Source organism: Marinobacter sp. L-13 (genome assembly GCF_056857715.1).
Genome location: NZ_JBSXNQ010000055.1, coordinates 242,979 through 261,901 on the forward strand (window position 1 = coordinate 242,979; position 18,923 = coordinate 261,901).

Annotated in this window: 17 protein-coding genes; 10 read left to right on the forward strand and 7 right to left on the reverse strand. The window is 58.6% G+C overall.

The window, feature by feature from the left end; genetic code table 11:
• The first annotated feature begins 70 nt into the window (after positions 1–70).
• The 7 genes from AC13DD_RS11800 (at position 71) to yjgA (ending at position 5,669) form a co-directional block, all read left to right on the forward strand.
• Complete coding sequence (locus tag AC13DD_RS11800) at positions 71–1,597, forward strand: RNA polymerase factor sigma-54 (protein WP_176443020.1); 1,527 nt, start codon at positions 71–73, stop codon at positions 1,595–1,597.
• Positions 1,598–1,698: 101 nt separating this feature from the next.
• The gene (hpf, locus tag AC13DD_RS11805) at positions 1,699–2,007 is read left to right on the forward strand and encodes a ribosome hibernation promoting factor (RefSeq protein WP_008170154.1); all 309 of its coding nucleotides are present in this window, start codon (positions 1,699–1,701) and stop codon (positions 2,005–2,007) included.
• 87 nt (positions 2,008–2,094) lie between these two features.
• On the forward strand, positions 2,095–2,565 hold the full coding sequence (ptsN, locus tag AC13DD_RS11810; protein ID WP_008170153.1) for a PTS IIA-like nitrogen regulatory protein PtsN: 471 nt from the start codon (positions 2,095–2,097) through the stop codon (positions 2,563–2,565).
• A 28-nt stretch (positions 2,566–2,593) separates the two neighbouring features.
• Positions 2,594–3,478 (forward strand): RNase adapter RapZ, encoded by an 885-nt coding sequence (gene rapZ / locus AC13DD_RS11815; RefSeq protein ID WP_008170152.1) that lies wholly within the window; start codon positions 2,594–2,596, stop codon positions 3,476–3,478.
• A gap of 7 nt (positions 3,479–3,485) precedes the next feature.
• The gene (locus AC13DD_RS11820; RefSeq protein WP_008170151.1) at positions 3,486–3,755 is read left to right on the forward strand and encodes an HPr family phosphocarrier protein; all 270 of its coding nucleotides are present in this window, start codon (positions 3,486–3,488) and stop codon (positions 3,753–3,755) included.
• Positions 3,756–3,764: 9 nt separating this feature from the next.
• Positions 3,765–5,126, forward strand: a complete 1,362-nt coding sequence (mgtE, locus tag AC13DD_RS11825; RefSeq protein WP_008170150.1) for a magnesium transporter — start codon at positions 3,765–3,767, stop codon at positions 5,124–5,126.
• Between the two features lie 15 nt (positions 5,127–5,141).
• Positions 5,142–5,669 (forward strand): ribosome biogenesis factor YjgA, encoded by a 528-nt coding sequence (gene yjgA, locus AC13DD_RS11830; RefSeq protein ID WP_008170149.1) that lies wholly within the window; start codon positions 5,142–5,144, stop codon positions 5,667–5,669.
• A gap of 9 nt (positions 5,670–5,678) precedes the next feature.
• Here the strand turns inward: yjgA and AC13DD_RS11835 are convergent, their stop codons facing one another.
• Genes AC13DD_RS11835 through AC13DD_RS11865 form a run of 7 tightly spaced genes read right to left on the reverse strand, consistent with a single transcriptional unit; the run spans position 5,679 to position 14,879 of the window.
• On the reverse strand, positions 5,679–6,524 hold the full coding sequence (locus AC13DD_RS11835; RefSeq protein ID WP_008170148.1) for a carbon-nitrogen hydrolase family protein: 846 nt from the start codon (positions 6,522–6,524) through the stop codon (positions 5,679–5,681).
• Between the two features lie 30 nt (positions 6,525–6,554).
• Entirely contained in the window at positions 6,555–10,310 is a 3,756-nt protein-coding gene (locus tag AC13DD_RS11840; protein WP_053112676.1) for a YhdP family phospholipid transporter, read from the reverse strand.
• A 40-nt stretch (positions 10,311–10,350) separates the two neighbouring features.
• A complete protein-coding gene (gene rng, locus AC13DD_RS11845; RefSeq protein WP_053112677.1) occupies positions 10,351–11,832 on the reverse strand; it encodes a ribonuclease G in 1,482 nt (493 codons plus the stop codon).
• Positions 11,829–12,434: a Maf family protein gene (locus AC13DD_RS11850; RefSeq protein ID WP_053112678.1), complete on the reverse strand. Its 606-nt coding sequence runs from the start codon at positions 12,432–12,434 to the stop codon at positions 11,829–11,831. The genes rng and AC13DD_RS11850 overlap by 4 nt, the downstream gene beginning before the upstream one ends.
• 2 nt (positions 12,435–12,436) lie before the next feature.
• Positions 12,437–12,913 carry a rod shape-determining protein MreD gene (gene mreD, locus AC13DD_RS11855; protein ID WP_053112679.1) on the reverse strand — a complete coding sequence of 159 codons (477 nt, stop codon included), beginning with the start codon at positions 12,911–12,913 and terminating at the stop codon, positions 12,437–12,439.
• Positions 12,913–13,809, reverse strand: coding sequence for a rod shape-determining protein MreC (gene mreC, locus AC13DD_RS11860; protein ID WP_082220538.1), 897 nt, complete (start codon positions 13,807–13,809; stop codon positions 12,913–12,915). Before mreC ends, mreD begins: the two co-directional genes overlap by 1 nt.
• Before the next feature lie 29 nt (positions 13,810–13,838).
• Complete coding sequence (locus AC13DD_RS11865; RefSeq protein ID WP_008170134.1) at positions 13,839–14,879, reverse strand: rod shape-determining protein; 1,041 nt, start codon at positions 14,877–14,879, stop codon at positions 13,839–13,841.
• A gap of 374 nt (positions 14,880–15,253) precedes the next feature.
• Between AC13DD_RS11865 and gatC the strand changes: the two genes are divergently transcribed.
• From gatC to gatB, 3 genes are read left to right on the forward strand one after another with little or no spacing between them, the layout of a single operon-like run.
• A complete protein-coding gene (gene gatC, locus AC13DD_RS11870) occupies positions 15,254–15,541 on the forward strand; it encodes an Asp-tRNA(Asn)/Glu-tRNA(Gln) amidotransferase subunit GatC (RefSeq protein WP_008170132.1) in 288 nt (95 codons plus the stop codon).
• Positions 15,542–15,552: 11 nt separating this feature from the next.
• Positions 15,553–17,010, forward strand: a complete 1,458-nt coding sequence (gene gatA / locus AC13DD_RS11875; protein WP_053112681.1) for an Asp-tRNA(Asn)/Glu-tRNA(Gln) amidotransferase subunit GatA — start codon at positions 15,553–15,555, stop codon at positions 17,008–17,010.
• A gap of 34 nt (positions 17,011–17,044) precedes the next feature.
• Positions 17,045–18,496, forward strand: coding sequence for an Asp-tRNA(Asn)/Glu-tRNA(Gln) amidotransferase subunit GatB (gatB, locus tag AC13DD_RS11880; RefSeq protein ID WP_008170130.1), 1,452 nt, complete (start codon positions 17,045–17,047; stop codon positions 18,494–18,496).
• Positions 18,497–18,923: the final 427 nt, after the last annotated feature.

Below are 18,923 nucleotides of genomic sequence, written 5' to 3' on the forward strand. Positions count from 1 at the left end.
AGTAACCGGCATATAAAGATTTTTTCACGACTTATGACACAACGCGCTGATGAGTGACGGATCCTGAACCATGGTTATGAAAGCCTCCTTACAGTTAAAGCTGGGTCAAAGCCTGACCATGACGCCCCAGCTGCAACAGGCGATCCGGCTTCTCCAGCTCTCCACTCTCGACCTCCAGCAGGAAATCCAGCAGGCACTGGAATCCAACCCCATGCTGGAGACCTCCGAGGACGATGACCAGACCGACGCAGCCAGCGAAAACGACGAGCGCGAGGCCAACGCCACCGAGTCCGCCGCTGAAGCTGCCCCGGAACCGGCCAGCGACTGGGATGAATCCGAGAACGGCCCGGACTGGTCCTCGGAGAACGAGATTCCTGACAACATTCCGGACGATCTGCCGGTTGATACCGCCTGGGACGACATCTACCAGTCCGCACCAGCGCCGGCAGCCCGCAACGACGACGAAAACGATCACGATTTCGAAACCCGTAATTCCCCGACCGAAACGCTTCAGGATCACCTGGAATGGCAGCTCAATCTGACGCCCCTCAGTGAACGGGACCAGGCCATTGCCCATGCCCTGATGGATGCAGTGGACGAACGGGGCTATATCACCAGCCCGCTGGAGGAAATCCACGCCGGACTGCTGGATGAGAACGATGAAGACCCCCTTGAACTGGATGAAGTGGAAGCCGTGCTTCACCGCCTGCAACACTTTGATCCGCCCGGCGTGTTTGCCCGGGACCTACAGGAATGCCTGCTGATCCAGCTCAACCAGCTGCCGCCGGAAACACCCTGGCTGGCCCAGGCACGCCTTGTAATTACCCATTACATCAACCTGCTGGGCAACCGCGATTACGCCCAGTTGCTGCGCCGCAGCCGCCTGAAAGAAGACCAGTTGCGGGATGTCCTGGCGCTGATCACCGGCCTGAATCCGCGGCCGGGCGATGTCATTGACCGGGCCGAACCCGATTATGTGATTCCGGACGTGATCGTTCGCAAACACAATGGCCGCTGGCGTGTTGAGCTGAATCCTGAAATTGCACCGCGCATCCGGGTCAATGCCAGCTATGCTTCACTTATAAGGCGTGCGGACAGCAGCGCAGACAACACCTACCTGCGCGACCAGTTGCAGGAGGCCAAGTGGTTCATCAAGAGCCTGCAGAGCCGCAATGAGACCTTGCTGAAAGTCGCGACCCGTATTGTCGAGCACCAGCAGGGATTCCTGGATCACGGTGAAGAAGCCATGAAACCGTTGATTCTTTCAGACATCGCCCAGGCGGTAGAGATGCATGAATCGACCATTTCACGGGTAACCACCCAGAAATACATGCATACCCCCCGTGGCATTTTCGAGCTGAAGTACTTCTTCTCCAGCCATGTCAGCACTGACGAGGGTGGAGAATGCTCCTCCACGGCCATACGCGCGATGATCAAGAAGCTGATTGCGGCGGAAACGCCCAAAAAGCCGTTGAGCGACAGCAAAATTGCAGCCATGCTAGGGGAACAGGGTATCAAGGTTGCGCGACGCACCGTTGCCAAGTACCGGGAGGCCATGCACATTCCGCCGTCCAACGAGCGCAAGCGGCTGGTCTGAATACCCGGGGGCCGGGACGCAACACCGTATTCGCCGGCGCATAATGCGCCAGCACCCAGACCGGCTCCCGGGAGCCGGCACGATGACAACAGGAGACGCCTATGCAACTCAATATTTCAGGCCATCACGTAGAACTGACTCCCGCACTGAAGGATTATGTTTCAGAGAAGTTCGAGAAGCTCGAGCGTCACTTTGACCACATCAGTAACTGCCAGGTGACCCTGGAAGTGGAAAAGGTGCGCCAGATTGCGGAAGCCACGTTGCATGTGGTTGGTGGTGAGATTCACGCAAAGGCAGAAAATGAGGATATGTACGCAGCCATCGATGCCCTGATCGACAAGCTTGACCGTCAGATCCTCAAGCACAAGGAAAAGAATGTAGACCGGATGCACGGAAACGGCTCTCGCTAACTGACTGTTTTCATGCAATTCATCTAATCGAGCTGCGACATGAGTAACGTGTCGCAGCCTTTTTTTTAACGGAAACGCAGTCGATCCATGAGCGACACATCCCTGACCATAGAGAACATTCTTGCTCCGGAGCTCACCCTCTGCAGGGTAGCTGCGTCCAGCAAGAAACGGGCCCTGGAGTTTATTGCCGAGCAGATAAACCATCAGGACAACACGCTCAGCGAGACCCAGCTCTTCAACAACCTGATTTCCCGCGAGCGCCTGGGCAGCACCGGCATTGGCCAGGGAATCGCCATTCCCCACTGCCGTCTGGAAGGACTTGATCACGTGGTGGGCGTGCTGATGACGCTGGAAGAAAGCGTCGAATTCGATGCTATCGACAATCAGCCGGTGGATCTGATTTTCGCCCTGATCGTCCCGAAGGAAGCAACGAGCGAACACCTGGAGCTGCTCAGCCAACTGGCTGAAAAGTTCAATGAGCGGTCGTTCTGTGATCGCCTCCGGCAATCCGAGGACGCCAGCACGCTGTACCAGCGCATGACCGCCTCAGGCGGCTGATATTCACTGCAGTGGAGGTAAGGTGGTCATGAAGCTGATTATCGTCAGTGGCAGGTCCGGTTCGGGCAAGAGTACCGCACTTCATGTGCTGGAGGACCTCGGGTTTTATTGCATCGACAATCTTCCTATTGGCCTGCTCTTCCCCCTCACACGGGAAGCCGCCAGCCAGACCAGGCCTGGTCGACTGGGCAAGATGGCCGTCAGTATCGATGCGCGGAACCTTTCCGGCGAGCTGGCCAATTTCGAGGAGATCTACCGGCGCCTCCAGGAAACCGGGGTTACCGTTGAAATCATCTTCCTGGACGCCGACGAGCAGTCGCTTCTGCAGCGTTTTCACGCCACCCGCAGAAAGCATCCGTTGAGTGACGACAGGACCTCTCTCCGGGAAGCCATTACCAGCGAGAAGAAACTGCTGGAGCCCCTCTCCAAGCTTTCCGATCTTTACGTAAATACCACCGGCATGTCCATGTACGAGCTGCGGGACATGGTCAAGCAGCGCGTGGTCGGTCGAAAAGATCAGGAACTGGCTCTCCTGTTTCAGTCATTCGGCTTCAAACACGGCGTGCCGCTGGATTCCGACTACGTTTTCGATGTCCGCTGCCTGCCCAACCCCTACTGGGATACCAGCCTCCGCAAGTATGTCGGGACGGATCAGCCGGTTATCGAGTTTCTGGAAAAAGAACCGGCAAGCCGGAAGATGATCGAGGACCTGAAATCATTTCTGGATACCTGGCTGCCCTCCTTTGCAGACAGTAACCGCAGCTATATGACCATTTCCATTGGCTGTACCGGCGGCCAGCACCGGTCGGTGTATGTGTGCGAGCAGTTGGGTGAGTACTTCCGGCAACGGTACAGCAATGTGCAAGTGCGGCACACCGAGCTGCCACACCTGCAGACCCGGGAAGAGATCTGATCAAGCCATGATTCGCCGCCCCATTACCATCATCAACAAACTGGGCCTGCATGCGCGCGCCACTGCGAAGCTGGTCAACACGGCATCGGAATACGACAGCAGCGTGCGTATCAGCGGCAAAGGCCGGGATGTGGACGCGAAGAACATCATGCAGGTGATGATGCTGGCCGCCAGCAAAGGAACCGATGTGGAGCTCATTGCCGACGGACCGGATGAGGAACAGGCCATCGAAGCATTGGTGGAACTGATTAACGACTATTTCGGTGAGGGTGAGTAAAATAAACACATGACCGATATTCTGGAAAAAAGCCAGGCCCGCCAGCGTCTTCGTTCCCTGAGCGAAGCGCTGGACAGTGGCGCACTGAAGCAGGTTGCCCGCATCCTGAACGGTGGCCTGAGCCCCAGTGATATTGCCCATTTGCTGGAGTCCTCACCGCCCCGGCAGCGGGCCCTGCTGTGGAACCTGGTGGACAAAGACCTCGAAGGCGAGGTTCTCCAGTATCTCAGTGATGATATCCGAGGCTACTTCCTGAGCCAGCTGAACGCTCAGGAACTGGCGGACATCATCGAGGATTTCGAGTCAGACGACCTGGCCGACCTGCTGCAGCAGCTGCCGGATACGGTCATCCAGGAAGTCCTGGAGACCATGGACGAGCAGGACCGGCAACGGGTGGAGGAAGTTCTCTCCTATCCGGAGGACACCGCCGGCGGTCTGATGAACACGGACACCATTACGGTGCGCCCGGACATCAGTATCGATGTTGTGCTCCGCTACCTTCGCAGGCACCGCACCCTGCCACCCATGACCGACAGCCTGATCGTGGTCAGCCGCCGGGACGATTTCATTGGCATGCTGCCCATCACGAAAATGCTGGTCTCCAACCCCGCCTCCACCGTGCGGGAAGTCATGGATACCGACATCGAGCCCATTCCCGTGAGCCTCTCCGACACCAAGGTAGCGACATTGTTTGAACGCTACGACCTGATCTCGGCGCCGGTGGTAAACGAGGAGGGCCGCCTGCTGGGTCGGATCACCATCGATGACGTGGTTGACGTTATCCGGGAGGATGCGGACCACTCACTGATGAGTATGGCGGGTCTGGACGAAGACGAGGACACCTTTGCGCCGGTGTGGAAAACCACCCGTCGCCGTGCCGTCTGGCTGGGCATCAACCTGATTACGGCACTGACCGCCTCCGCCGTCATCGGGCTATTTGAAGACACGATCGCCAAAGTGGTGGCGCTCGCAGTGCTGATGCCAATTGTTGCCAGTATGGGCGGCATTGCTGGTAGTCAGACGCTTACACTGGTGATTCGCGGTATGGCCGTGGGGCAGATCAGCGGCGCCAACGTAGGCTGGCTGCTGAACCGGGAATTTCTGTCAGGGATACTGAACGGCCTGCTCTGGGCCGCCGTGGTGGCGGGTGCAGCCATGCTCTGGTTCCAGGATGTGATGATCGGCGCGATCATTGCTGCCGCGCTGGTGATCAATCTTGTCGCCGCAGCGCTGGTTGGCACGGTTCTGCCACTGTTTCTCAAATCTCGCAATATTGATCCGGCCCTGGCAGGCAGCGTGATTCTCACGACTGTGACCGATGTAGTCGGGTTCATGGCCTTTCTTGGCCTCGCGACGATTTTCTACGCTTAAGCGGATCTCGGATTTATGAAAGACCATCAAGACAACGACGCGCCGGAATACGACGGCCCGAGCAAATCCCAGCTGAAACGGGAAATGCATGCCCTGCAGGATCTGGGCAAGCGGATGCTGGACCTGAGCAACGATCAGCTGGAAACCTTGCCAATCAGCGAGACCCTCCGCGCCGCGATCGAGGAATCCCGCCGTATCCGCCAGAACGAGGCCAAACGACGGCACCTGCAATACATCGGTAAGGTCATCCGACAGGAAGATGATCCTGAAGCCCTGGCGAAAGCCATCGACGCCTTCGATGCCGGTAGCGAAGAACACACCCGCAGACACCACCTGGCGGAACGCTGGCGGGACCGGATGATTGCCGAAGGCGATTCCGTTGTTGGCGAGTTCTTCAGCTACTGCCCCACTGCCGATATGCAGCACCTGCGAAACCTTGCTCGAAACGCCCGAAAAGACGTCGAAAAACAGAAGAACACCGGCCAGGCCCGGAAACTGTTCCGTTATCTCAGGGAGTGCATCGATGACGCCGAGGCCATGTGAGCCGTTGGTTCAACCTTTGAGCCGGCGGTGCTCCCACACCGGCATCCGGGCGCGCAGATTGGCTACCTGATCGGCGTCCAGTTCGGCGGTGACCAGGCCCGGGCCTTCCCCCATTTCCGTCACGATCCGCCCCCAGGGATCACAGATCAGGCTGTGGCCATAGGTGCGACGGCGCTCGCTGTTCTGGCCACCCTGGCCAGGTGCCACTAACCATACCTGGTTCTCGATCGCGCGGGCCCGGATCAGGGGGTACCAGTGGGCATCACCGGTCTGCCAGGTGAAAGCGCTCGGAAGGCAAATCCAGTCGACATCCTGCTCACGCAGCAGCCTGAACAGCTCCGGAAAGCGAAGATCGTAGCAGATCGCCAACCCCAGCTTGCCCGCGGGCGTATCCACGGTCACTATCTGTTCGCCGGGCTCGAAGGTGTCCGATTCACGGTATTGACCATGGGCGTCTTCCACCATGGCATCAAACAGGTGAATCTTGTCGTAACGGGCAACTTCCTCACCCTGGTCATCAAAGACAATGCAGGTTGCCCTGACCCGATCCTCCAGATCTGAGCCGTCCGGTCGTTTGGCCACGGGCATCGATCCGCCAACGATCCAGAGCCCCAGTTTCCGGGCCTGTTCGGCCAGGAAGGTTCTTATGACAGGCTCGGCCCCCGCCTCCTGGCGACCACGATCAATCATCTGACTGGTGGCCAGAACCGCAAAATTCTCAGGCAGTACGGCGACCGAGGCGCCCTGCTCGGCAGCCCGGGCCAGCAGCTGTTCCGCTTCGCGCAGATTGGCGTCAATGTCATGACCGCTGACCATCTGGATGGCTGCGACCCGGTTGGAAACACGCTTGTTCATGACTGCCTCCGATATTGCCAAACAGAAAAGTTATTCGCCGGTGTCAAAAACCCGTTGCAGATTCACTTCCGGCTCGTCCCATGAGCCGGTCACGCTGTAGGTTGCGCTTGTCAGCCTGCTCAAAGGATCGCCCAGAATCTTGTCCAGCACAAACAAGGCGCCGCCGATCGGCGCACCGGCACCCATGAGCAGCGCCGCCAATGGCAGATTCTGAGTCAGGGGCAACACAACCACAAGCCGCATATCCAGCTCCTCGCTGGCCATATTGGTCGTGCCACTGAGTTTGAAGGCGCCGGATGGGCCCACTATTTGCAGTTCGGGATCCATGGTCAGCAAGCCATTGATGATCTGCGCCTTGCCCGAGATCGCGTCGAATGCCACCCCACGCTCATACAGATCGGAAAAGTCGAGCTTCAACCGGCGCCATAGGGTGTCAGAGTTCAGCAGATTGAACACCCGGAACAGTTGCGCCGTGTTGTTTCGCTCCAGGATCACACCCTCATCCAGCCTTAGACTGACCGAGCCACTGAGCTCCGGTATGGAAAGCTCATCCGGACGGCCGGGCCAGTCCAGATCCAGCTCTATGTTGGTCCCCTCGTTAGTGACCGGCATTTCAGTGTCGAGGAGCTCGTTCAGATCCGCGAGCGCACCCCCGCTGATGGAACCTGTAAACCGGCTGGTTTCCCGGTCTCCGACGATGCTCCAGCTCATGTCGCCCAGCAGTGTCAGGGAATTCAGGCGCCCCTCGATGTCATTTACCTGCAACCGAAAAGGTTCGGGGCGGAGCCGGAAGGCCCACTGTCCCAACGATTCGTCGTTCAGTTGCAGTTCCGCAATCGAGACATCGATATCCGGCCAGTTTCCCATATCCAGCGCGCGGAACGCCTCAAGCTGCTCTTCGAGGGTGAGTAATTCCGGCGAATCCTCAGGGGGTGTTTCACTGCGCACGAGCCGTAACACCTGAAAATCGGCCTTCACCGTGTCGCCATTTTGCGGAATTGTCAGTCGGCCTTCGGCGCGTTGCGAGCTGGTGGTCACCACCCACCGGTCACCAAGATCGAGGGCATTGATATCAATATCGTTCAACACCTGCGGGCCAAGGTGCAGGCGGCCAAGACGCAAATCAAACCCGGTCTCTTTCCATAACAGATCGAACGTTGCGCGGTTTTCCCAGTCGCCCGTAATGCCAAGCCCGCCGGCGGCCGAGGGATTGATGGTTGCCCGCAGCGGTGCTGCCTCATCCGCCGTTTTTGACAGTGGCTCCGGCCAGTCAACCGCCAGCCCCTCAAGAGTGGACCGCACGCGGATGCCCGACGTTGAATCCGATCCCACGTCCAGGTCCGCGGTATAGGTAACATTGCCCTGCAAACCAAAACCCGAACTGGTCTCAAGTCCCGCCTGCTCAAACACCCCGGGCACCGGTAGCGTTCCCGACTGCCGGATGGTAAGGGCATTGCCCGCCCGGGACTTGCTGAAGGCAATGGTTACCGGTTCATCGAAAAATTCGGCAGTCAAAGGGCCACCGGAGAAGCCGTTTTCGCTGTGGTAGGTCAGTTCACCCTGAACCGACCGCCAGGCCAACCCTGCCGAGGGGTAGGAGACGGTGCCTTCCTGTGCGGCAATTTTTGCCTCAACCACGGTTGGCTGCTCCGTCCCCAATGGCAAGTCGACACCAAGGTCCAGCTGATACTCACCACCATATTCAAGCTTCTGGGCCTCTGTGCCTGCCATATCACCCAGGGGGCTATTTTCCATCCAGAACCCGACCGATTCGCCGGGCACCCGTGCCGAGGTATCCACCCTTATCCGTGTGCCTTGATCGGAGGGCTCCACGCGAACCGTCCCGGGATCGAGATCCAGGCCACCGGTCTGACCTGCTTCGAGTCGAACCAGCGTGTCGCCATTGTGAACCCTGACACTGCCCCGGGCACCTGTGACCTCCGGCCAGGCGTCATCGTAGCGGACAGATGCCTGATCGAATTCATAGATCATTGAGGTGACGAAGGAGCCCCGGGGTGCACCAAAACCTATCTGACCATGGCCGAAAAACGTCCCTGAGGTAATATCGGCCTCGAGAATGGCGGTCGTGAGCCAATCGTACAAACCGGGGTTTACCGCCTTAACCGGAACGAAATCTGCCAGCATGTCGGCGTTGCCGTTTTTCACCGACACTTTGAGCCCCAGATTGTCTTCACCCTCTCGATCCATCCTGAGGTCAAAAGCACCGTCCAGTTCGGTGGCCTCGCCGTAACGCATCCGTACGCCATCCGAAAACACACGGGTAATAGCGCCATCCAGCAGCCAGGCCACTTCGCCCTCAAGTACGGGGAATGACCAGGCGCCCCCGAAAAGCTGGGGAAAATCCAGAGAAACGGGCGACTCGCCGGCGGCAATCCGGACATAGCCTCGTTGCCGGTCCAGAGCGATGTCTCCGTTTACAGAGGTAACGCCGGGCGCGCCGCCGTGGGCCCGAACACTAACGTCACGCAACCGGCCGGAAAGCTGAAAGTCTTCCGGGGCGCCCTCGGGGAAGAAGATTCTCAACTGGTCCAGAAAGCCACCGGGCCTATAGTCCTGAAGGGCCCGGAGTGCACGCTCCGGCAATAACGGAAGCCGCGCAGCGAGGCGACGTGTGGGCGCTAGCGGAAGGGCGTCGGCAATGACGGACATGCCTCCCTCCGACGGCGCCAACCTCAGACTGAAAGGTGAAACCACATCGCCGTCCCAGGTCCACTGGAGCTGCTTCAGATGCCACTCGCCAAGGGCGAAGGCCCCGGATTCGACCACAGTCTCGTCGGTCATCACCGTATCGTGGCGACGCCAGCCAAATCTCGCGCGGATGTCTTCCAGTGGCGCCAGGGATTGAGAGCCTACACCCAACTGCAGATAGGGGGTCCGCACCGTACCGGTCACCTGTTGCAGCAAACCGTTGCGGAACGTAAGCCAGGCTTCACCACCAAGATCGAAGCCTTCCACCCGGAGGGATCGCCACTGGTACTCGTCAACCAGTCCGTCGAACAGCCGGCCGGAATCGACGCCAAGGTACAACTGGCCGGTAAAGTCACCCCGGAAAAAATGCTGGCCCACGAGGGCAAAACTGGCCAGCTGCTGGGTAGTACCAGACTGCATGGCACGGCCGGATGCGTGGAACAATCCACGGCGGTAGTCGAGATCCAGCTGGGGGATATCCAGGTGGCGCAGGTTGCCCTGGTTATCCCGGATACCAAGATTGACGCGGGTAATCTTGACGTAAGGATCAGAGAGCCAGTCACCGGCAAGCTCCAGCCACTCCTGCAACTGATTGCTGACCGGTTCCGGTATTTCTGCGCCTCTCACCGCGACATCACCGCCGCGCTCCTGATTCACGGTCAGTTCCAGACCGTCTGCCTGGAAGTCCTCAAAGACAATCCTCAGACGCATCAGCGAGGCCAGTGCAGCAAAGCGGATATTCAGATGCTGAAGGTTGGCAACGACAATTCCGGTGTCAGGGTGAGTGACCTGAATGTCGCTGGCCGTAAAGGCGGGGTCGAGCCAGTACCACTGGGATGAAAGGCCACCGATGCTGACATCATGGCCCAGTCGGTCTGACAGCTCACGAGCCAGATCATCGCGAAAGCTGTCCACATTCTGGGTCAGTTGGCGGCCAAGACCGGCGTATAAGGCCAGCAGCACCAGAAGTGTCAGCAGCATCCACCAGATCAGGCTGGCGAGCCGCGCCAAAAGCCGAACCGGAGGGCTCTCGGGCAGGTTCTCCGGAAGCGGCGGTTCGTGGTCAGCGGAGGACATTCAGACCCCTTAACCCGGTAACCGGCGCAGTTTCCCGGCATCAGAGCAGAACAACATCATACTGCTCCTGGCTGTAGAAGGGCTCCACCTGGAAGCGAATGGTCTTGCTGATGAAGGTTTCAAGATCGGCCACGTTATCGGATTCCTCATCCAGCAGGCGATCCACCACGCTCTGGGAGGCCATCACCAGATAGCTCTCGGCATCATAGGCGCGATTAACCCGGAGAATTTCCCGGAAAACCTCATAGCAAACGGTCTCGGTGGTTTTCAGAAAACCCCGTCCATCGCAGATGGGGCAAGGTTCGCAGAGCACCTGACCAAGGCTCTCGGTGGTTCGTTTGCGGGTCATTTCCACCAGGCCCAACTCGGAGACGCCGGTGATCTTGGTCTTGGCGTGATCCCGCTCCAGCATCTTCTCCAGCATCCGGTGGACCTGGCGCTGGTGCTCGGGATCTTCCATGTCGATAAAATCGATGATGATAATGCCGCCCAGGTTTCGCAGGCGCAGCTGACGACTGATGGCCCGAGCCGCTTCCAGGTTGGTCTTGAAGATGGTTTCTTCCAGATTCCGGTGCCCGACGAACGCCCCGGTATTGATATCAATCGTGGTCATGGCTTCGGTCTGGTCGATAATCACATAACCACCGGACTTGAGCTGGACCTTTCGGCTCAGGGCCTTCTGGATTTCGTCCTCGACCGAGTAGAGGTCAAATATAGGGCGCTCGCCCGGGTAGTACTCGACCTTGTCGGCAAATTCCGTAACGAACTCCTCGACAAACTCCATCACCCGCTGATGACTCTCGCGGCTGTCGATACGCACCTTTTCGGTCTGGGGCCGGATCAGGTCACGGATGGTGCGAATGAACAACGGCAGATCCTGATACACAACCGCCGGCGCCTGAACCCGGGCAATTCGCTCGTGTATGGACTGACTTAACCGGTGCAGATAAGCCATGTCGCCAATCAGATCCTCAGGTGACGCCGCTTCCGCGGCCGTCCGGATAATATAGCCGCCCTGAACATCCGGATCCTCGGCGGCGGCCTCCTCAACGAGCGTTTTCAGCCGAGCCCGCTCGGTGTCGTCCTCAATTCGCTGCGAAATACCAACGTGGCTAACGCCTGGCATAAACACCAGATACCGCGACGGAATTGAAAGCTGGGTGGTCAGGCGGGCCCCCTTTGTACCGATCGGATCCTTGGTAACCTGGACGACCAGTGACTGCCCTTCCCGAAGCAGGCTTCGAATATCGGGAACGGTTTTGGGAATATCGGCGGGCTCATCGCCATTGGACTGACTCGGAACCACATCGGACGCATGAATGAATGCGGCCCGTTCCAGACCAATATCGACGAACGCCGCTTCCATGCCCGGTAGAACGCGCACCACCTTGCCCTTGTAGATGTTGCCGACAATGCCTTTCCTGCTGGTGCGCTCTATATAGGCTTCCTGCAGCATGCCGTTTTCAACCAGGGCCACCCTCGTTTCCACCGGGGTGACGTTGATCAGAATCTCTTCGCTCATAATGTTTGGCTCTCCAGACTGCGCGGCCAGTTTTTCCAGACCGGGTAACCGGCACCAGCCAGCAATGCGGCGGTTTCCTGCAGCGGCAGACCAACCACGGCACTGTAGCTACCCCGGAGCTCATTAACAAAAATACCACCAAGGCCCTGAATTCCATAACTCCCGGCCTTGTCCATGGGTTCGCCGCTGGCCACATAGGCGTCGATCTCTGCGCTGGAAAGCTGCCTGAAACAAACTTCGGTGATGACCAGAACAGACTGGCATTGCCCTTCTGAGGCCAACGCCACGGCAGTCATGACTTGATGAGTGGCGCCGGAGAGGCGGGCCAATGTTTCCCGGGCTTCGGTGAAGTCTGACGGCTTACCGAGTATCTCGCCATCGAGCACCACCGATGTATCCGACCCAAGTACCAGGCATTCCGGTGAGGACCCAGCCACAACCAGCGCCTTCTCCCGGGCCAAACGTTCCACATAGCGTTCCGGGGATTCATCGGGCTCCGGTGTTTCGTCGATGTCCGCCGGACGAACCGAAAAATTCAGGCCGATTTGCTGCAACAGCTCCGCCCGGCGCGGCGAAGCCGAGGCGAGAATGATTGATGGCATGGCTAACCCAGTTTGCGGTTAATGTTGTCCAGCAGGATACAGAATACCGGCCATACCAGGGCGCTGGTCAGGGCCGGCCAGAGGTAGCTGAAGCCAGCATCATCAGCCCCCAGCAATTGCTTTACAAAATGCACCAGCATCTGATTGATGCCCAACAACAGGAACACCATCAGGCACTGCTGGGGCATTGGATACATGCGCAAACGCTGGTGGATAGTAAGCACCAGAAAAGCGATCAAGGCCATCGCCATGGCATTCACGCCAAGAGGCGTGGCTTCCAGCACATCCAGAAGCAGGCCCAGACACCAGGCCAGCAGGATGCCGAACTGGGCCGGAGCCCGGAATGTCCAGTAGAAAACAACCAGCCCCAACCACTCCGGGCGGAACTCGAACCAGCCCACAGGAAACAGGGAAATACTGAACACCAGGGCAACGATCACGGAAAGCACAAAGACCGGATAGCTGATTACGGACAACATCAGTCCTGCCCTCCCTGGCTGGCATCTTCGGCGACGTTGGCAGCGGATGCGTCCTCACCCTCGTCGGTTTCGATCGGCGCGGCATTTTCCGCAGGGAATACTACCAGCACCAGACGGCTCTGGTTGAGTTGCGCCTTGGGTGTGGCTTCAATGGAGACAAAAGGTTCGCCCGGCTCTTTGGATATTCGACTGACTTCCGCGACCGGGTAGCCCCTCGGAAAACGGCCACCAAGACCGGAACTGACGAGCAGGTCGCCCTCGCGAATATCCGCCGTATCCGGCACATGAACGAGATCCAGGGTATCCGTATCGCCGGTACCCAGCAGGATGGCGCGCAAACCGTTACGCACAACCTCCACCGGAACGGCGTGGCTGCTGTCGGAGACGAGCAAGACGCGGGAGGTAATCTGGCTGCTCTGCACCACCTGGCCCATCAGACCATGGGCGTCCAGAATGGCCTGGCCCGGCGACAAGCCGTCACTGCGCCCTTTGTTGATAATAATTTCGTGGGAAAAGGGATCCGGGGAGACACCGACCACCTCGCCAACGATGACGCGGTCATCCAATACTTCTGATGAGTTCATCAGGCGGCGCAGCTCGTTGTTCTCGGAAGCAAGCGCGGCGTATTTCAGGGCGCGACGCTCGAGGATCAGCAAACGAGCCCGGAGATCTTCATTCTCTTCCTGAAGATCCTGTTTATTTTCAAACAGCCCGGCGAACCAGTCGGAAAATTCGTAGGGCGCATTCCCCAGCCAGTACACGGGTGCCAGACCGGTTGCAATGGTACTTCGCACCGTTGAGAGCTTGTCGAAACGCGCATCGGCAACCACCAGGGCTGCCGATACGAGAAGAACAATGAGGAGTCTGAAGCCGGGAACAGGCCCCTGGACAAAGATGGTTTTAATGGCGAGCCCTCCCCACAGGATTATCCCTCCTGGGAGAACATTCCGATGCCACCCCGGTCAATCACTTCCAGCGCCTTGCCGCCACCACGGGCCACACAGGTCAGCGGGTCTTCAGCGATAATCACCGGCAGGCCGGTTTCCTCGCTGATCAGTTTGTCCAGCCCGCGCAGCAGTGCGCCGCCGCCGGTCAGAACAATACCGCGCTCGGCAATGTCGGACGCCAGCTCGGGCGGAGACTGTTCCAGAGCACTCTTGACGGTCTGAACGATCTGCGCCAGGGATTCCTGCAGCGCGTCGAGAATCTCTTCGCTGTTGAGGGTAAATGCCCGGGGCACACCTTCGGCGAGGTTGCGACCGCGCACATCGATCTCGCGGATTTCGAGGCCTTCGTATGCGCAACCGATTTCGTGCTTGATACGCTCGGCGGTAGAATCACCGATCAGGCTGCCGTAGTTGCGACGCACGTAGGTTACGATGGCTTCGTCGAATTTGTCACCGCCCACCCGCACAGACTCTGCGTAAACGATGCCATTCAGGGAAATAATGGCGATCTCGGTGGTACCACCGCCGATGTCCACGATCATGGAGCCGCTGGCTTCTTCAACCGGCAGACCGGCACCAATGGCGGCGGCCATGGGCTCTTCGATCAGGAAGACTTCCCGGGCGCCGGCGCCAAGCGCGGACTCTCGAATGGCCTTGCGCTCTACCTGGGTAGACTTGCTGGGCACGCACACCAGTACTCTCGGGCTCGGGGTAATGAAGCTGTTCTCATGCACCTTATGAATAAAGTGCTGGAGCATTTTTTCGGTTACCACAAAATCTGCAATCACGCCGTCCTTCATGGGGCGGATCGCGGTGATGTTGCCCGGGGTACGGCCGAGCATGCGCTTGGCTTCAGCGCCAACAGCGGCAACCATTTTCTGGGAATTGTTGGTGCGAATGGCCACTACCGAGGGCTCGTTCAGCACGATTCCGCGCTCACGCACGTAGATCAGGGTGTTGGCGGTGCCCAGGTCGATGGACAGATCGCTGGAGAAGATGCCTCGGAGTCTTTTTATCAACATTCGTGTAGTTTCAACCTGAGAGTTGCAGTCGCAAAGAAAAGATGCGGCAACTTTAGCAGTGAGCACCCCTGCAGGCAAGGCGCTAACGGGCCTCAAGCCTTACGGTTCACACATTTACCTTATGGGCTGGGGCCTCCCGCCATTGTTCGAATCTGTTACCATGGTCCACCTGATTTTCCGGCTTCGGTGTAGGGCCGCTCGGAGATCCCTTTTCAAAACACGCTACGAGCACGTCCATGTGCGCTTGTTTCGGGCCATCCTTGGCCCTCTACAGTTTTGAAAAGGGATCTCCGAACGTCCCCGCAGTTCAGAGCGGCCCTCTTTTTTCAAAACATTTATTAATGACATTTCATTTATCTGGGAGGCAATGCGTGACCATTTCCCGTGAGGACATTGAGAAAGTCGCTGTGCTCGCCCGCATTCGTGTGGATGACGAGCAGGTTTCGGCTCTGGAGAAGGATCTGGGCAACATCCTGGATCTGGTGGATCAGTTGGGTGCTGCCGACACCGATTCGGTTGAGCCCATGGCCCATCCGCTGAATGCAGTGCAGCGCCTGCGCGCTGACGAGGTAACCGAGACCAATCAGCGTGAGGCGTTCCAGGCGATTGCGCCGGCTACCGAGAACGGGCTTTATCTGGTTCCCAGAGTGATTGAGTGAAAGGACAAGTCATGCATAACAAATCCGTAGCAGAGCTTTCCCGGGAGCTGGAGAGCGGCCAGGTTTCCAGCGTGGAGCTGACCCAGGAGTTCCTCGACCGCATCAAGCGGGAAGATTCGAAGTACAACAGCTTTATTACCGTGACCGAAGAGCAGGCCCTGGCCGATGCCCGGGTCGCGGATGACCAGCGTGCGGCGGGGAATGCGACGCCCTGGACGGGGATCCCGTTTGCGCACAAGGACATTTTCTGTACCAACGGCGTTCGGACCACTTGCGGTTCGAAGATGTTGGAGAACTTTGTTCCGCCTTATGATGCCACCGTTACGGCGAATTTCCGCCAGGCCGGTGCGGTGTGCCTGGGCAAAACCAACATGGACGAGTTCGCCATGGGGTCGTCCAACGAGAACAGTTATTTTGGCGCAGTGACCAACCCCTGGGGCCTGAGTGAAGGCAACAAGCGGGTGCCGGGCGGTTCGTCTGGCGGGTCGGCTGCGGCGGTTGCCGCTCGACTGATTCCGGCGGCTACCGCCACGGATACAGGCGGCTCGATCCGTCAGCCGGCGGCACTGTGTGGTGTTACTGGCCTGAAGCCGACTTATGGCCGGGTGTCCCGGTACGGGATGATTGCCTTTGCGTCCAGTCTCGACCAGGGCGGCACTATTGCCCGGAGCGCAGAGGACAATGCACTGATGCTGAATGTGATGGCAGGTTTTGATCCGAAGGACTCAACGTCGATTGACCGCGAGGTGCCGGATTACACGGCCACACTGAACGAGCCGCTGAAAGGTCTGAAGATCGGCCTGCCGAAGGAGTACTTCAGCGACCAGCTCAGCCCGGCGATGGAGCAGCAGGTTCGCAACGCGGTAACCGAATACGAAAAACTGGGCGCCACGGTTAAAGAGGTGTCGCTGCCGAACGCAAAGCTGGCGATTGCGGCCTATTACGTGATTGCGCCGGCAGAAGCCTCCGCCAACCTGTCTCGTTTTGACGGGGTGCGTTATGGCTACCGCTGTGAAGATCCGAAGGATCTGATGGATCTGTACACCCGCTCCCGGGCGGAGGGTTTTGGTGCCGAGGTGAAACGTCGGATTCTCGTGGGCACCTACGCCCTCTCCGCCGGCTATTTCGATGCCTATTATCTCAAGGCCCAGAAGGTTCGGCGGCTGATTCAGCAGGATTTCATCAATGCCTTCAAGGAAGTGGATGTGCTGATGAGCCCGACCACGCCCTCGCCGGCCTTCATCCAGGGCGAGAAGACCAGTGACCCGGTGACCATGTACCTGGAAGACGTATTCACCATCGCCATCAACCTGGCGGGCGTTCCGGCCATGTCGGTACCGGCTGGTTTCGTCGACGGTCTTCCAGTGGGTTTGCAGATCATCGGGGATTATTTCTCCGAGGCGCGTCTGCTGAACGCCGCCCATCAGTTCCAGCAGGTGACCGACTGGCACCAGCGTGAACCGCAATAAGCCCGGGACAGGCCCCTTACAGGAGAGAGCAACTATGCAGTGGGACATTGTGATCGGGCTGGAAATTCACGTTCAGCTCGCCACCAAGACCAAGATTTTTTCCGGCTCCAGCACCTCTTACGGCGCCGAGCCCAACACCCAGGCCAACGCGGTTGACCTGGCCATGCCCGGCACTCTGCCGGTGCCTAATGAGCAGGCGTTCCGCTATGCGGTGATGTTTGGCCTGGCCGTGAACGCCCAGATCGAGCGCCGTTCGGTATTCGAGCGGAAGAACTACTTTTACCCGGACCTGCCCAAGGGCTACCAGACCACCCAGCTGGAGCGCCCGATTGTCGGCCCCGGTTTCGTGGACATTGATCTGCCGAACGGTGAGACCAAGCGCGTTCGCATTCACCACGCCCACCTGGAAGAGGATGCCGGCAAATCCCTGCATGAGGATTTCCACGGCATGACCGGCGTGGATCTCAACCGGGCCGGCACACCGCTCATTGAGGTGGTCACCGAACCGGATATGAACAACGCGGAAGAAGCCGTCGCCTTCGCGAAGAAGCTGCACAGCATCGTGACATCCCTGGGCATCTGCGACGGCGACATGTCCCAAGGCTCCATGCGTTTCGACGTGAATATTTCGTTGAAACCGAAGGGGTCCGACACTCTGGGCACACGTACCGAAACCAAGAACCTGAACTCGTTCCGGTTCATGGAGCAGGCCATTGCCCACGAAGTTGAGCGGCAAATGGACGTTCTGGAAGACGGCGGCAGCATCGTGCAGGAAACCCGCCTGTATAACGGCGACCGTGACGAATCCCGCTCCATGCGCACCAAGGAAGAAGCCAACGACTACCGCTACTTCCCCTGCCCGGACCTGCTGCCGGTAGAAATCGATGATTCCTTCATTGAAGAAGCCCGCAACAGTCTCCCGGAACTGCCGGACGCCCGCAAAGTCCGCTTTATGGACCATTACGGCCTGAACGACTACGACGCCAGCCTGCTCAGCGGCGACTCAAAACTGGCCACGTTCTTTGAAGAAGCGGCCAGCCAGGGCAAAGACGCAAAGCTGGTCGCCAACTGGATCCAGGGCGAATTCTCTGCGCGCCTGAATGCAGAGGAGAAATCGGTTGCCGATTCGCCCATCAGCGGTGCTCAGCTGGGCGATCTGGTGGTACGGATTGCCGACAATACGATTTCATCCGCCGGCGCAAAGAAGGTGTTCGAGGCGCTGTGGTCCGGTGAGAACGACAGCGTTGACGCCATCATCGATGCCAAGGGGCTGAAGCAGGTGTCTGACACCGGCGCCCTGGAAGCCATGGTAGACGAGGTTCTGGCGGGCATGCCGGATCAGGTGGCGCAGTATCAGAACGAGGAAGACCCGAAGAAGCGCAAGAAGATGCTTGGGGGTTTCATGGGGCCTCTGATGAAGGCCTCCAAAGGTCAGGGGAATCCCAAGCTGTTTAATGAGATTCTTGTTCGCAAGCTTGGGGGGTGACCCTTTTGGCTTGGGTCGTGGTTTCTGACTGCGGCCCTAGCCTGCTAGCTTGGGGGGACTGCCATGGTGGGTAGAGCCTCCCAAAAAACGCCCGTGAATACATCCCTGTAGGGCTTCGTCGCGCCATCCCTGGCGCTCCAGATTTTTGGGAGGCTCTACCCACCACGGCACTCGAGCTGGCGGCGTGCCCTCGCGAAGACAGGCCATCAAAACAAAATGATAGGTCGGATTACGGCTTCACCTGATCCGACCTACTGACCTTGTTTATCCGGCCCGATTGCTCCCTATCCCTGAAGATTCTGAGGCCTTGGCGGGGTGTGACTCCCAAAAATGTCGGCGGCCATGGATGGCCGACGCCAAGCGCACATGGATGTGCTCGTAGCGGTTTTTGGGAGGCACACCCCGCCGAGGCCTACCCCCAAATTCG

Coding starts and splice junctions, on each gene's coding strand:
- ptsN (WP_008170153.1), top strand. CDS start 2,095: ATGAGCGACACATCCCTGACCATAGAGAACATTCTTGCTCCGGAGCTC.
- hpf (WP_008170154.1), top strand. CDS start 1,699: ATGCAACTCAATATTTCAGGCCATCACGTAGAACTGACTCCCGCACTG.
- gatA (WP_053112681.1), top strand. CDS start 15,553: ATGCATAACAAATCCGTAGCAGAGCTTTCCCGGGAGCTGGAGAGCGGC.
- AC13DD_RS11850 (WP_053112678.1), bottom strand. CDS start 12,434: ATGCCATCAATCATTCTCGCCTCGGCTTCGCCGCGCCGGGCGGAGCTG.
- mgtE (WP_008170150.1), top strand. CDS start 3,765: ATGACCGATATTCTGGAAAAAAGCCAGGCCCGCCAGCGTCTTCGTTCC.
- yjgA (WP_008170149.1), top strand. CDS start 5,142: ATGAAAGACCATCAAGACAACGACGCGCCGGAATACGACGGCCCGAGC.
- AC13DD_RS11800 (WP_176443020.1), top strand. CDS start 71: ATGGTTATGAAAGCCTCCTTACAGTTAAAGCTGGGTCAAAGCCTGACC.
- AC13DD_RS11835 (WP_008170148.1), bottom strand. CDS start 6,524: ATGAACAAGCGTGTTTCCAACCGGGTCGCAGCCATCCAGATGGTCAGC.
- rapZ (WP_008170152.1), top strand. CDS start 2,594: ATGAAGCTGATTATCGTCAGTGGCAGGTCCGGTTCGGGCAAGAGTACC.
- AC13DD_RS11840 (WP_053112676.1), bottom strand. CDS start 10,310: ATGTCCTCCGCTGACCACGAACCGCCGCTTCCGGAGAACCTGCCCGAG.
- mreD (WP_053112679.1), bottom strand. CDS start 12,913: ATGTTGTCCGTAATCAGCTATCCGGTCTTTGTGCTTTCCGTGATCGTT.
- AC13DD_RS11820 (WP_008170151.1), top strand. CDS start 3,486: ATGATTCGCCGCCCCATTACCATCATCAACAAACTGGGCCTGCATGCG.
- gatB (WP_008170130.1), top strand. CDS start 17,045: ATGCAGTGGGACATTGTGATCGGGCTGGAAATTCACGTTCAGCTCGCC.
- rng (WP_053112677.1), bottom strand. CDS start 11,832: ATGAGCGAAGAGATTCTGATCAACGTCACCCCGGTGGAAACGAGGGTG.